The following is a 12,478-nucleotide window of genomic DNA, read 5'->3' as shown; positions in this document are numbered from 1 at the left end:
GGTGTCCCGGCCCTCTGAACGTTGAGGACCTAGCGCCCGAACTCCCGGGCGGCGGTCAATCGGCCGCGGACCGCGGCGTGGACCTCGGCCTCCTCGGCCGGGTCGGCGGCGAGCCTTCGCAGCCGCTCCAGCACACGCGCGTCGCCCGTGGTGGCGACATGGCGCGCGGCGAGCTCGCGCGTGGACTCCTCGCAGTCCCAGAGGCACTCGACGGCGGGCCCCTCGGGGAAGTGCACATCGGTGGCGGCGAGCGCCCGGGCGGCGCGGCCGCGCAGTTCGGAGGAGGCGGCCTCCCCGTAGATGTGGCGCAGGACCGGCACGGCGTCGGCGGCGGCCAGCCGCCCCGCACCGTCGACCAGCGAACCGAGCCCGGGACCGCTGACCCCGCGCACGGACATCCAGCGGCGCAGCCCGGCGACCACCAGCGGCGCGTCGGCCGGCTCCCCGGCGTCGGCGAGCAGTCGGACGGCGGCCTCGCCGAGCGCGCTGTCGGCGCCCCCGCTGGCCGGGTCGGCCCAGCGGCGGGCCTGCGCCAGCACCTCGGGGCCGCGCATCCGGCCGAACAGCTCCAACGCGGCCCGAACGATCCGCTCGTCCACGTCAGCTGCGGCAGCCTCGATCAGTTCGATGGCGACCGGGTCGCGTTGGTCGACCAGGTAGCGCAGGGCGGCCCGCCGGGCGCCGGGCAGGCCGTCGCGGGCGGCCTCCAGCAGGACCGGACGGTCCTCGGGCCGGACCACGGCGGTCAGGCAGCGGGCGGCCGCGGCGGCGCGGCGGTCCACGGCGTCGGGCGCGGACGGGTCGTCCTCGACCCGCTCGGGCTCCGGGCGGGCCAGGAAGGCGCCGGCGCCGAGGCCGCCCAGCTCGCCCTGGTCGGCCCAGGCCAGCACGTCGGCGGTGGACCAGCCCGGGGTGACGCCGCTGCGGTTCAGCTGGCGCTGCCAGAGGTCGAAGGGTGACTGCTCGCTCGCCGCGGCGACTCTCGGGTGGTAGGCCGCCCACAGCCGCCAGGGCCGGGGCTCGTACGCGTTGCGGATGAAGTCGCGCAGCTCGGCGTCGCCCTCGGGGCCCGGCGGGAAGCGGTCCAGCACGGCGGTGCCGAGCAGCAGCAGGCCGCGGTCGTCGTCGCGCAGGGCGAGCTCGTCCAGGGCCCAGGCCCAGTTGGCGCCCGTGGCGGCGTACTCGCGCAGCATCAGCAGCGCGTCGCGCCGGCCGTAGGCGGCGAGGTGGCCCAGGACGGAGAGGGCGAGACCGGTGCGGTTCTCGTCGTCGCTGACGAGGTCCTCGGCGGAGTGGAGGTGGTCCTCGATCCCGTCGAGGGAGGCCTCCAGCTCCATGTAGAGGCGGGCGTAGTAGAGGGAGCGGCTCTCGACCTGCCAGTCGGCCCGCGGATCCCTGGTGACGCACTCCTCCAGCGCGGCGATGGCCTCGGCACGGTCGGCGGCCAGCGCATGGAGCTGCCCGTCACCACGGCCTCGCTGCAGGAGGCCTAGGAGGCTGGCACTGGGTGCTATCACTGGCTCGAACATGAGGTCAGCATCCGTTGCGGCGGTCGTAGTGGCAACGGGATTTCCGTCGCCGGGGTCTCTGGTCGGTACTGCGGTGGGCGCCCGGGCGCCGGAATCACCGAAGGTTACCGCCTCGGGCCCCCTTCCGCACACAGGGCGACGAAGGCTGCTGCCACAGTGGCATATGCCAGGGGAATTTTGCCTTCGATCTGTCCAAATCGCCCACAGCGATGAGGACGCTGTGCGACAGTCTTCTCACTACCCCAACGACCCGCACACGGCTGGTCGCACCGAGCGATGGACCCGTCATGAACATGCCTTTAGGCGCCACCCGCCCGCCGGACAGCGCCGCGGTGGACGGCCCGGCGGGCGCGGACGGCCCGGGATCCGCGGGCGGCACGGACCGCGCCCGCGACGAGACGGGCGACGGCGCCGACAGCGGAACGGACGGCAGAGTGGACGGCACGGCGCAGGAGCCGTCCGGTCCCCACCTCGACAACGGCGGCACCGACGACCGGATCGTCGGCTCGGCCGAGTGGGACCTGCTGACCGACGGCATCCAGTGGAACGCGGAGACCTACCTCCTCCTCGGCTGCGACCCGGGCCACGGCCCGCTCAGCCTCGACCGGCTGCCCGACCGCCTCCCCGAGGCGGACCGGCCTGTGCTGCGCCGGATGATGACCGACGCCCTGGTGCACGGCCGCCCGGCCGCCGGCACCCTGCGGATCCGCCGGACCGACGGACGGCACGACAGCGTCCAGTGCGCGGGCGAACCCGTGCTCGGCACGGACGGCACCGTCACCGCGCTGCGGATGCTGCTGCGGCCGGCCCCGCCGGCCTGAGCCACCGCGGCCCCGCGGCCCCACTCCTCCTCGAACGGCTCGCGCGAACCGCCCGCCTCACGACAGCCGCGGCCGGTTCTTGGCGTCCGCCGCCCGCAGCTCCCGCCCGAGCTCCGCCCGCAGCTCGTCCACCACCGGCAGCCCCCGGTACCGCGCGGTCAGCCGGTACATCTCGCGCAGCCGGTCCCAGGTCCGGTGCGAGGAGTTCTGGCCGATCAGGTTCATCACCATCTTGGCCTGGAACTCCGCCGCGTCCGGCTCCCCGGTGATCCAGTGCACCGAGGCCAGGGTGATCCGGTCGAACAGCGCCGAGCGCAGCTGCCCGGTGCCCTCCCGCAGGGTGATCACCCGCTCCGCGTGCCGCCGGGCCAGGGCGGCCGCCGACTGGTCGTGCTCGGACAGCGTGCGCAGCACCAGGGCCTGCATGCCGCGCAGCTCCGCCTCGTCGAAGACCTGCATCCAGTTCGGCGCCGGCTCCTGCGCGTCCTCCGTGAACAGTTCCTCCGCCTCGCCGAGGAGGCGGTAGGTGTCCTGGGAGTGGCCGATCGAGGCGTGCGCCCAGGCCTCGACGGTGTTGAACATCGCACGCGTTCTGGGCAGCAGCCGGCCGCCCGAGGCCTTGGCCGCCGACATCAGGTCGATCGCGTCGTCGGCCCGGCCCAGGTGCACCATCTGCCGCGCCGCCCGGGAGATCGCCTCGCCGGCCCGCGGCCGGTCGCCGGCCTCCTTGGCCGCCTCGGCCGCGATCATGAAGTAGCGCTGGGCGGTGGGCTCCAGGCCCACGTCGTGCGACATCCAGCCCGCGAGCACCGCGAGGTTGGCCGCGACCAGCCACAACCGCTGCTCCACCACGTGGTTGTGGCGACTCGTCAGAAGACCGCCCACCTCGTTGAGTTGACCCACCACCGCCTTGCGCTGGAGCCCGCCGCCGCGCGCCGCGTCCCAGGCCCGGAACACCTGCACCGAGCGCTCCAGCGACTCCACCTCGTCGAGCCCGACCGGGCCCGCGTCGTACACGTCCACCACCGGGCGCGCTCCGCCCCCGGTGACCACCTGGCGCGGTCCGGGCACCGAGGCCGCGTACGCGACGGCGTCCCCGCCCAGCCAGCCCTTCAGCGAGTCGGCGATGACCGCCCCGGCCGTGAGCGCGGCTCCAGCGCCCACCAATCCACGTCGGTTCAGCATGAGGTCCATTCCCGTGAACTCGGTGAGGACCGCGGCTGTTCGACCCGGCGACCATGGCACTGCTGCGGACGGCTCCGCTCCGGACCTGGTGGGCCGGTGTCGTTCCAGACCGAGGTCCTCAGTGGTGACGACACGGCCGAGCCGCTCCGTGAACACGGCTGCCAGCACCCTCGGCACCGGATCGCGCGGGATCTCCCCCTGCTCGATCCAACGCCGTACCCTCGACGTGTCGGTGGACAGCTGCTGCTGCCCCAGCGCGGCACCTCGACGGTTGACCAGCCGCGCCAACTCGCCCTTGGACCATCCGGTCAGGACGAACAGATCGGCGAGTCGGGTGTTGGGTTCCCTGCTCAATGAAGCCCCCAGGTTCCTCGGCTTCTTCGAGGCTAGAGGCTCGGGCAAGTGCCAGGCGAGCATTCGCCACCGTTCGCCAGGGCCCGCCAGACTACTAAGCCAGTGCCCGACGGGTGTGTTGTAGGGGTGCGCCACCTCGCCCCTCGGGTCGGGCGGCGTCCCATCAGGGTCGGGGCATTCCCCCGACCGTGGCACGGGACGTTCCCGGTCCTCACCCGAGGGGGTGGCGCGGCCGGGTGGCGCGGGGGCGCCGGGCACGGCCACGGCGATCCGGCCGACCGCATTCCCCAGGATGCGGACGGCCGGAGCACTGCCGAACAGGGGTTCCGACCCCGCGTCCGTGCCCGGCGCCCGCGCACCACCCACCGACCGAAGCAGGGCCGCCGTCGCACCAGGAAGCACACGGCACCGGCCCTCCCCCGCCCCCGCGGGGAGAACCCGCCGACGGACCGGAAGGGACCACCCTCAGCCCATGTACTCCTCAGCGACCACCCCCACGCCGACCGCGACCCGCACCGCGCTGCGCCCCCCCACCGCAGCCGCCGGCCGTCCCGGCCCGAAGCAGGTGCCCCCGGCGAGCCGTCCGGTGGCTCCGCGCGGCACCGAGGGCCGGTCCACGGACGCCCGGGTCCCGGCCGGCCGTACGGCGCTGGGACTTCGCGGCCCCGAGGTCACCCCGCCGCCCGGCCACCGCCTCCCGCTCGCCCGCCAGGCCGACGGCCAGGTGCTGCGCGCCCGACGGCCCGGCCAGCCGGCCGGACCCGACCGGATCGACCCGTCGGCGCTGCAGACCCCGGCGGTACGGGCCGCGCTGGCGAGCGTCGCGCGGATATGTCCGGCGTTCACCCCGCGCCAGGTCCTGCGCGAGGGCAGCCGCCACATCCTGGTGGCGGGCACCATCGGGCGGGCGCCGGTGGTCGCCAAGTGCCTGGCGCCGCAGGCGGGGCGGAGTGAGTACTTCGAGCAGTTGGTGGCCGACTTCCACCACGAGGTCGCGGTCTACCGGGCGTTCGTCCGGCACCGCCCGCCGGTGCGGCTGCCCCGGCTGGTCGCGGCCGACCACGACCGCTGCGTGCTGGTCGTGGAGCGCGTTCCCGGGCGGCCGGCCGCCCGGGAACGCCACCCGGTCAACGCACCCACCCCGGGCGAGGTGCGAGCGCTGCTCGGCGCGGTCCGGACGCTGAACCTGTGGCGGCCGCCGAGCGACGTGTTCCAGCCGCGCCTGGACTACCAGTTGGAGATCGCCCGCTACCACTCCGTGGGCCAGCTCACCGACCGGGACGCCGGCGACCTGCGCGGCCTGCTGCACGGCCTCGGCCACACCCCGCTGCAGCTGTGCCACGGCGACGCCCTGCTCAGCAACATGCTGCTGGCGCCGTCCGGACCGGTGCTGGTCGACTGGGAGCAGGCCGGCTGGTACCTGCCGGGCTACGACCTGGCGGTGCTGTGGAGCGTGCTCTCCGGCGACACCGCCGCCCGCCGCCAGATCAGCCAACTCGCCCAGAGCGGCGGCACGCTGGCCCGGGACGCGTTCCTGGTGAACCTGGTGCTGGTGCTGATGCGGGAGATCCGGCTGTACGACGTGCCGGGCGCCGGCGAGGAGCAGCGGATCATGATCCGCCGGCTCTACGACGACGCCGCGCTGGCCCGTCGGGCCGTCCGGGCCGCGGTCGGGACGCGCTGAGGGTCGGGAGCTCCGAAGCCGGTGCGTCCTGGGGGCTACGGCCGGGCGCCGCGTTCCAGGGCGGCCCGGCCGGTGGCCTCCAGGACGGTTTCCTCCGGCGCGAGGTGCACCCGGCTGCTGAGCACGTCCCGCAGGTAGCGCTCCAGCGGGTGACGCCGGCTCAGTCCCGGGTTGCCGGTGAGCGCGACGGCCTGCTGGACCGCCGCGGTGGCGGCCCGGGTGGCCAGCAGCTGAGCCGGACCGGTCCGGGCCACGGCGTCCGGTTCGCCCCGGTCCACCCGGGGGGCCAGCCCCTCGACCAGCTCCTCGGCGCCGATCAGCTGGGCCTCGATCTCGCCGAGGGCGCAGCGGTAACGGGGCAGGGTGCCGAGCGGTTCGCTCAGGTTGGCCGGAGTGCGCTGGCCGAGGAAGCGAACCAGCCAGGATTCGGCGGCCCGGGCGACGCCGATCGCCACCGCGGCGAGGGCCAGGTCCTGCCAGGCGCGGGAGAGTTCGGCCTCCGCACGGTCCTCCTGCCCGGGGGCGCCGAGGTCGAGCGCGAGTTCGGCCGGCACCCGCACCCTGTCGAGGACGACGTCGTGGCTGGCGCTGGCCCGCAGGCCGAGCTGGTCCCAGGTCGGGTCGATCTCCAGGCCCTCGCTCTCGCCGCGGACCAGGAAGGTGCCGACCCTCGGCTCGGGCTCGTCGGTCCGTGCGGTGACCGCCATCCAGGCCAGTGCCTCGGCGCCGGTGCAGTACGTCTTCCGGCCGGTCAGCAGCCAGCCGCCGCCGTCCCGTCGGGCCACTGTCCCGGGCAGTCCGTCCGGCCCGCCCGCGGGCTCCACCCGGAGCGTGTTGACCAGCGCGGGCCCGCGCCGGGACTCGGTGAGCAGTCGCCGGTAGCCGGCCGTCGGCCAGTCGGCGCGGCGGGCCTGCTCGGCGTGCCGGAGCAGGGTGAAGGCCGTGACCACGGCCACCGAGGCGTCGCCGCGGCCGAGTTGGGCCAGCACCCGGACGGTGTCGGTGAGCGTGCCGCCCGGTCCGCCGTACCGCGGGGAGACGGTCAGGGTGAGCAGCCCGGCCTCGTGGACCGCCTCGATGCCCTGGTACGGGAAGGTGGCGTCGCGGTCGTGCTCCTCGGCGCGGGCGGCGAGCAGGTCGACGACCCGGGGCAGTCCGGCCAGGGCGGCCTCGATCGCGGTGCGGTCGGGCGCGGGCGACGCGGGGTGGCCTGAAACGGTGTGGCCGGAAGTCGACTGGCCTGAAGTCGAGCGACCGGAACCCGATGACTCGGTTCGGGAACGATCGTTCGAGGGACGATCGGTGGCAGCGGTGGTCGTCATGGTGCTGGTGCCTCCGGGCGGCAGCGTGGGCTCAGCGAGTGCGGACGGCACGCCGGACGGGCGTGCGAAACCGGCTGGCGGCCCCGGAGGTCGACACGCGGCCCGCCCCCGGGTTCGGCACCGACCGGATCAGGCCGGTTGCCCGCCGCCACGGGGGCGAAAACCCCCTCAGTGGCCCGGACACGCCGCGCTGGCGGTCCGCCGCAGGTCGAGATGCCTGCGACGGGTCAGCAGCGGGAGACGGCACGGCATGTCCGCGACTGTACGAACCGGTGATCGAAACCGTCAAGCAGCGTCCAGACCCCGGGGAACCGGTCGACCGCGCCGGAATCAGCCCTGCTGGAACATGTCGGCCGGAAGCGGCTTCAGCAGCTGATACAGGTCGTCCGAAATCGGTCGGTCCCAGGACGCGATGGTGACCAGGACGCCGTCACTGCGGCCGAACTGGGCGCAGAACACGCGCTCCTCGCTGACCTTGACCTTCTTCACGATCAGCAGGTCGTCCCCGAGCATGACCGGGAAGTCCTCGGCCGAGACGAACTCGACCGGCTCGTCGTTCTCCAGCGCCGCGAGCAGCTGCCGCACCTCGAAGGGCACGCTGTCGCCGGTCTCCCGGGCGGGCGAGCCCTCGGGGAGATTGCCGATGAACATCGCCGGGCCTCTGCCGCCGAACAGGTCGTAGCGCAGGAAAATCCCCTGGCAGGAGCCGTCCGGGCCGGTCATCATGGCCGCACCGAAGTCGCCGGGCCAGTCGCCCGGGTCCATCGCGAGCACGTCGAAGTCCGGGCCGGCGGGCTGTCCGGAGCGACGGCGGAGAAAAGACATGGGAACATCGTACGTGCCCGGCACACCGCGCTCGCGAGGTGGGTGGGGCGCCGACTCGGGACCGGCGGGAGATCGACGCTCAGAGACCAATGTTGACTCTGAGCAACCGTCCGGGCTACGTTCGGTTCAGCACGACAGCCGTTCTGGGTTTCACCCTCCGGGGGGACGGCACGTCGCAACGCGGCCCTACACGCGTATCCCTCACTGTGCACTTGTCGTGCCGAAAAGCCGAGCACCCAGCTTCGCCATCGCACACCGCACAACACACAAGCCAACAGTTCCATGCAGTTCCATGCACCACATCTCACAAGAGCCAGATCCGCGGGGCCCCGGCCCGTCGCTCCCGTGGATCTGCTCGGGACGCCGCCGCGTGGGGGCGTGCGGGTCCCGAGCAAAAGGTGCCGTTGTCCGAGTCGCTCTCGGATTCGGCGCCAGCCTCCCGGCGACTGCCGGCCCCTCGTGGGCCGGGACCGGCCGACGCACCCCGGTGCGCAGGGGATGACTGGGAGGATGGCCTGGCATTGCTGCCGGGCCGCACAGCAGGCGCCGTGTCTGGCCGCGTGGGGGCGGTGGGCACGGCGTCTGCCTGTGCTCATACTCTGAGCTGCGTTTGTCTAACAGTCAACAGAAATTCTGACGGGGCACGCTCAAAAGATCATCAGTTGTGATGTTCGGTACGGAAATCGCCTGCCGAACCACCTGCGGAGCGGACCCGTCCGCCGTGCACTTCCGTGCCGGACGGGTCCGCTCCGCGGGTGCGCACCGGTGGCTCGGGTGAGGCCCGACGCCGGGCCGGAGCCGGGCTCTCAGGTGAGGTCGAACTCGCCGTCCCGGGCGCCGAGCACGAAGGCCCGCCACTCGGCCGGGGTGAAGACCAGGACCGGACCGTCCTCCTGCCGGCCGTCCCGCATCCCGATGTACCCGTCCACGAACGCGATCTGGACGTCCCCGACGCCCTGGCTGCTGCACAGCCACTCCGCCCCGGTGAAGTCCACCTTCGGCTTCCCGCTCGGCGCCAGCTCCGGCTGCGCGCCGACCACCTCGGTGTCCGTACCGCTGTTGACTGCCACTGACGATCTCCTCCCGACGGCATTCAGGAGCCAGCCTAGCCACACCCCCCGGGGCCGGTCAGCGGGTTGACGAGGACTCCCTCCCGGAGGGGAGGCTGGCCCCGGAGGAGGGCGGCCGGAGGAACGGTCGAGGGGTCTCGGGGCGACGTGGAAGCCCCGCGGGGCGACGCGGAGGGGTCTCGGGGCGACGCGGAGGGGTCTCGGGGCGTCGCAGCGGCTCCGCCGGACTCGTCCAGGCGCGGCCGAGGCGTGTCCCGACCGGCGGGCGCCGGGGGCAGCTGCCAGAGTGCTGCCAGGGCGCGCGTACGGCCCCGAACCCACCCCCCAGTCCACGACCCAGCTTTAAGGAGCAGCCGATGAGCCGCCGGGACGGAACCCGCGCCGACGTCATCCCCATCTCCGACGCCCCCTCGGCCCATCCTCCGGCGCCCCGCACCCCGCCCGTACCCACCCCGCTGCCCCGGCCCACCCCCGCCCGGCCGTCCGCGCACGGCCGGGTCGGGATCGTCCTGGTCTCGCACAGCCAGGAACTGGCCACCGCCGTACGCAACCTGGCACTCGCTTTGACCGGATCCGACTCCCCCGCGCCGGTCGCCGCGACCGGCGGCGATCCGGCCGACGGACCGGGCATCAGCGCGGTGCTGGTGGCCGCCGCCACCCGCCGGGTCGACCAGGGCCACGGCGTGGTGGTGCTCGCCGACCTGGGCGGGGCGGTCAACACCGTCCGGGCCCTGCTCTCGGACGCCGACGAGCACGGCCTGCCCTTCCCGGTCCGCTTCGCGAACGCGCCGTTCGTGGAGGGCGCGGTGGCCGCCACGGCGACCGCCACGGCGGGCGGGGACCTGGCAGCGGTGCTGGACGCCGCGGAGGAGGCCTACCGGCAGGGCAAGGCCTGACGGGCTCACAAGCCCTGAGGGCGCTCCTTGCCGTCCCAACTGAAGATCGCCGGGCCCCGGCACTCCAGGGCGTGGCGCAGCCGCTCGTGCTCGGTGTCGATCATCGGCGGCAGCTCGTCCAGTCCGAACCAGCCCACCTCCAGCGACTCGTCGTCGTTCACCCGCGCCTCACCGCCGACCGCCCGGCAGCGGAAGGTCAGCACCAAGTACTGCGTCACATCGCCGTTCGGGTAGGTGACCTGCGGAGACACGGTGACCGAGGCGAGCAGCTCGGGCACGACCACCACGCCGGTCTCCTCCAGGCACTCGCGCACCACGCCGTCGGCGGGCTGCTCACCCGGGTCGAGGATGCCGCCGACCGGCGCCCATCGGCCGTCGTCGGCCCGGCGGGCGAGCAGCACCCGGCCCTGGTCGTCCACGGCGACGGCGACGACGGCGCTCAGCCAGAGCGGCCGGGTACCGACCACGGAGCGGAGTTCGGCGAGGAAAGGGGGTATGGCCATGCGGCGCAGCCTAGCGGGCCACCTCGGCCGGTCTTCATGGGGACGGTCTCCGTACGGGCGCAGGCGGGCGAGGACGGTGAGGCCGGGGATGGGCGTCATCGCTCGCCTCGATGGCGTCCTGAGCCGCAGATCGTATTCACAGTAAGGGCAGGATGAACCGGTTGTCCGGGAATCGTGAAAGAAGGGCGGGAGATTGTCGGACGGGATGAAATTCGGTCGATCTGACCAATTTCACTCGATCTGTTGATCTATCGCTCGGCAGTTACCGCCGGCTTCCCACTCGCTTCCCGCTAGAGCGCTGCGCGGCGCCGGTCGCGGAACACGCCGAAGGCGATCCGGCCGAGCAGCAGAACGCCGGCCGCCAGGCAGCCGGCCACCGCCATCGCCCAGGCCGGTCCGTCACTGTCCGGAACGATCACGGCCACGACGATGCCCAGCGCCAGACAGGCCAAGCCGACCACTGCCAGCGGGATCTGGTGGGTGACCAGGGCTCCGCCGCTGCACGCGCGGGCCATCCGGGTCGCGCCGTGTGGGTGGACGGGATCACGGTCCGCATCTGCCATGAGCCCAAGGTACCCCGGGCACGCGCGGCGGGCAGCCCGCGGCGAGGGAGGACTACGGCACGCGGGGCAACCGGCCGAACGCGGGTGGTCCTGGCCTGCGGCCCGCGTGTTCATGCTCCACAATCAGTCCACGAAAAATCCTCGTCCCCCCGGTACAACCATCCCGGTAGGGCAGCGGTCTCAATGGCATCGAGTGATCCAGGAGCCGTTCTCGGGACGGGTGAGAACCCCCCACCGAGAACCGGAATATCCAGAGGACGGAGCCGCCGCCCCCTGGAGTCGGAGGCCGGGCTCCGTCCTCCGGCGGGACCGCCACGCCGCTCGGCGACCGAGGGGGAACCGTTGCCGCAAACCCAGTCCACCACACCGATCTCCATCGCCCGTGCCAGGCCCGTGCCCGGCGTGCGGGCGCTGCCGCCGCCCACCGGGTGGGCGGCCGACCACCACGGAACCGGCCTCCGGGGGGCCGATCACCAGGGGGCCGACCGACACGGCGCCGACCGACACGACGTCGACCACCACGGCGCCGACCGACAGCAGGCGTCCGCCACCGCGGAGCATGCCGAGACGGAACACCAGGACGCACGGGGCGAATGGCTGCGGTTCGCCCCCGTGCAACCCCTGTTCCGGGCTCGGGCCGCTCAGCGGCTCGCCGTCCTCGCCTACCACGGGGTGACCGACCACCGATCCTTCGGCGCCCAGCTCGACCGGCTGCGGAGGCTGGCCACCCCCGTCTCGCTCGAAGCCGTGCTCCAGGCCGTCACCGAGCGGCGGCCGCTGCCGCCGCGCAGCGTCCTGGTCACCTTCGACGACGCCGACCGAAGCGTCCTCACCCACGCCCTGCCCGCCCTCGACGCGCGCGGCATCCCCGCGACCGCCTTCGTCATCTCCGAGCTCATCGGCACCGAACGCCCCTTCTGGTGGCACGAGGCCGACTTCCTCGCCCGCCACGGCGGCCGCGCCCGCTCGCTCGACTGCGGCCACCCCTCCCAGCTGCTCCCCCGGCTCAAGGCCATGCCCGACCCGGACCGGCGCCGCAGCCTGCACGAACTGCGGGTCAGCGCGGACCGCCGGCCACCCCGCCAGGAGCAGCTCACCCCCGCCGACCTGCTCGCCCTGCGGGACGGCGGCGTCGCCATCGGCAACCACACCCAGGGGCACCCGTGCCTCGGCCGCTGCGACGACGCCACCGTCCGCGCCGAGATCACCGGCGCCCACGAAGCCCTCACCCACTGGCTCGGCGAACCCCCGACCGCCTTCGCCTACCCCGACGGCGGCCACGACCCCCGTGCCGAAACCGTCCTGCAGGAGCTCGGCTACCGCCTCGGCTTCCTCTCCGACCACCGCCTCGGCCCCCGCCTCCCCACCCACCCCCTCCAGATCAGCCGCCTCCAGGTCGACTCCACCACCAGCATCCGCCGCTTCGACACCATCCTCTCCGGCCTCGAACCCGCCTACCGCCGCTGGCGCCGCCAAGCGGTCGCCTGACGACACGCCCGTCGCGTGGGGAAGCCCCGGGGACCGGCTTCCCCATCCGGCGCGTACGGCCTCGCCCTGGCACGCACCTTGCCGGACAGGCAATCCGCTGACGGCCACCCGCCGCCCAGGAAGTCGGCCGGGCCGACTTCTACGCGCTCGCGAGTGGTAGACGCCGCCGGCGGCGGGACGAGGACACCCGTGCCGTCTCAGGCGTTGGGTGAGAGTCCTGGCACTACATGAGAAGTCG

Annotated in this window: 12 protein-coding genes; 4 read left to right on the top strand and 8 right to left on the bottom strand. The window is 73.8% G+C overall.

The annotated features are described in order from the left end of the window. Positions 1-29: 29 nt before the first annotated feature. Complete coding sequence (locus ACFVWU_RS38805) at positions 30-1,529, bottom strand: HEAT repeat domain-containing protein (RefSeq protein WP_387629960.1); 1,500 nt, start codon at positions 1,527-1,529, stop codon at positions 30-32. 287 nt (positions 1,530-1,816) lie between these two features. Here ACFVWU_RS38805 and ACFVWU_RS38800 point away from each other — a divergent pair, with 287 nt between their 5' ends. Further along, entirely contained in the window at positions 1,817-2,350 is a 534-nt protein-coding gene (locus ACFVWU_RS38800) for a hypothetical protein (RefSeq protein ID WP_387629958.1), read from the top strand. A 57-nt stretch (positions 2,351-2,407) separates the two neighbouring features. Here the strand turns inward: ACFVWU_RS38800 and ACFVWU_RS38795 are convergent, their stop codons facing one another. Next, on the bottom strand, positions 2,408-3,889 hold the full coding sequence (locus tag ACFVWU_RS38795; protein ID WP_387629956.1) for a hypothetical protein: 1,482 nt from the start codon (positions 3,887-3,889) through the stop codon (positions 2,408-2,410). A 472-nt stretch (positions 3,890-4,361) separates the two neighbouring features. On the opposite strand from ACFVWU_RS38795, the gene ACFVWU_RS38790 reads away from it, so the two are divergent. Then, a complete protein-coding gene (locus tag ACFVWU_RS38790; RefSeq protein WP_387629953.1) occupies positions 4,362-5,573 on the top strand; it encodes a phosphotransferase in 1,212 nt (403 codons plus the stop codon). Positions 5,574-5,608: 35 nt separating this feature from the next. Here the strand turns inward: ACFVWU_RS38790 and ACFVWU_RS38785 are convergent, their stop codons facing one another. From ACFVWU_RS38785 to ACFVWU_RS38770, 4 genes are all read right to left on the bottom strand, one after another. Further along, positions 5,609-6,895 (bottom strand): acyl-CoA dehydrogenase family protein, encoded by a 1,287-nt coding sequence (locus tag ACFVWU_RS38785; RefSeq protein ID WP_387629950.1) that lies wholly within the window; start codon positions 6,893-6,895, stop codon positions 5,609-5,611. Between the two features lie 168 nt (positions 6,896-7,063). Then, positions 7,064-7,147, bottom strand: a complete 84-nt coding sequence (locus tag ACFVWU_RS38780) for a putative leader peptide (protein WP_387629966.1) — start codon at positions 7,145-7,147, stop codon at positions 7,064-7,066. A 78-nt stretch (positions 7,148-7,225) separates the two neighbouring features. Next, positions 7,226-7,720 carry a hypothetical protein gene (locus tag ACFVWU_RS38775; RefSeq protein ID WP_380613342.1) on the bottom strand — a complete coding sequence of 165 codons (495 nt, stop codon included), beginning with the start codon at positions 7,718-7,720 and terminating at the stop codon, positions 7,226-7,228. Between the two features lie 806 nt (positions 7,721-8,526). Then, a complete protein-coding gene (locus ACFVWU_RS38770) occupies positions 8,527-8,760 on the bottom strand; it encodes a DUF397 domain-containing protein (RefSeq protein ID WP_387629964.1) in 234 nt (77 codons plus the stop codon). Positions 8,761-9,146: 386 nt separating this feature from the next. On the opposite strand from ACFVWU_RS38770, the gene ACFVWU_RS38765 reads away from it, so the two are divergent. Then, a complete protein-coding gene (locus tag ACFVWU_RS38765; RefSeq protein WP_387629947.1) occupies positions 9,147-9,686 on the top strand; it encodes a PTS-dependent dihydroxyacetone kinase phosphotransferase subunit DhaM in 540 nt (179 codons plus the stop codon). Between the two features lie 5 nt (positions 9,687-9,691). On the opposite strand, the gene ACFVWU_RS38760 is transcribed toward ACFVWU_RS38765, so the two are convergent. Beyond that, complete coding sequence (locus tag ACFVWU_RS38760) at positions 9,692-10,189, bottom strand: NUDIX domain-containing protein (protein ID WP_387629945.1); 498 nt, start codon at positions 10,187-10,189, stop codon at positions 9,692-9,694. A 290-nt stretch (positions 10,190-10,479) separates the two neighbouring features. Continuing rightward, on the bottom strand, positions 10,480-10,752 hold the full coding sequence (locus ACFVWU_RS38755) for a hypothetical protein (RefSeq protein ID WP_387629943.1): 273 nt from the start codon (positions 10,750-10,752) through the stop codon (positions 10,480-10,482). Positions 10,753-11,094: 342 nt separating this feature from the next. Here ACFVWU_RS38755 and ACFVWU_RS38750 point away from each other — a divergent pair, with 342 nt between their 5' ends. Continuing rightward, entirely contained in the window at positions 11,095-12,240 is a 1,146-nt protein-coding gene (locus tag ACFVWU_RS38750) for a polysaccharide deacetylase family protein (protein ID WP_387629940.1), read from the top strand. Positions 12,241-12,478: the final 238 nt, after the last annotated feature.

The sequence above is a fragment of the Kitasatospora sp. NPDC058190 genome (assembly GCF_042883685.1).
Taxonomy (GTDB): domain Bacteria; phylum Actinomycetota; class Actinomycetes; order Streptomycetales; family Streptomycetaceae; genus Kitasatospora.
This window is presented reverse-complemented; position numbering and strand designations above follow the sequence as displayed.

Excerpts from the sequence above, each read along its gene's own strand:
- ACFVWU_RS38805 (WP_387629960.1), bottom strand. The coding sequence starts at position 1,529 with ATGTTCGAGCCAGTGATAGCACCCAGTGCCAGCCTCCTAGGCCTCCTG.
- ACFVWU_RS38800 (WP_387629958.1), top strand. The coding sequence starts at position 1,817 with ATGAACATGCCTTTAGGCGCCACCCGCCCGCCGGACAGCGCCGCGGTG.
- ACFVWU_RS38790 (WP_387629953.1), top strand. The coding sequence starts at position 4,362 with ATGTACTCCTCAGCGACCACCCCCACGCCGACCGCGACCCGCACCGCG.
- ACFVWU_RS38785 (WP_387629950.1), bottom strand. The coding sequence starts at position 6,895 with ATGACGACCACCGCTGCCACCGATCGTCCCTCGAACGATCGTTCCCGA.
- ACFVWU_RS38780 (WP_387629966.1), bottom strand. The coding sequence starts at position 7,147 with ATGCCGTGCCGTCTCCCGCTGCTGACCCGTCGCAGGCATCTCGACCTG.
- ACFVWU_RS38775 (WP_380613342.1), bottom strand. The coding sequence starts at position 7,720 with ATGTCTTTTCTCCGCCGTCGCTCCGGACAGCCCGCCGGCCCGGACTTC.
- ACFVWU_RS38765 (WP_387629947.1), top strand. The coding sequence starts at position 9,147 with ATGAGCCGCCGGGACGGAACCCGCGCCGACGTCATCCCCATCTCCGAC.
- ACFVWU_RS38760 (WP_387629945.1), bottom strand. The coding sequence starts at position 10,189 with ATGGCCATACCCCCTTTCCTCGCCGAACTCCGCTCCGTGGTCGGTACC.
- ACFVWU_RS38755 (WP_387629943.1), bottom strand. The coding sequence starts at position 10,752 with ATGGCAGATGCGGACCGTGATCCCGTCCACCCACACGGCGCGACCCGG.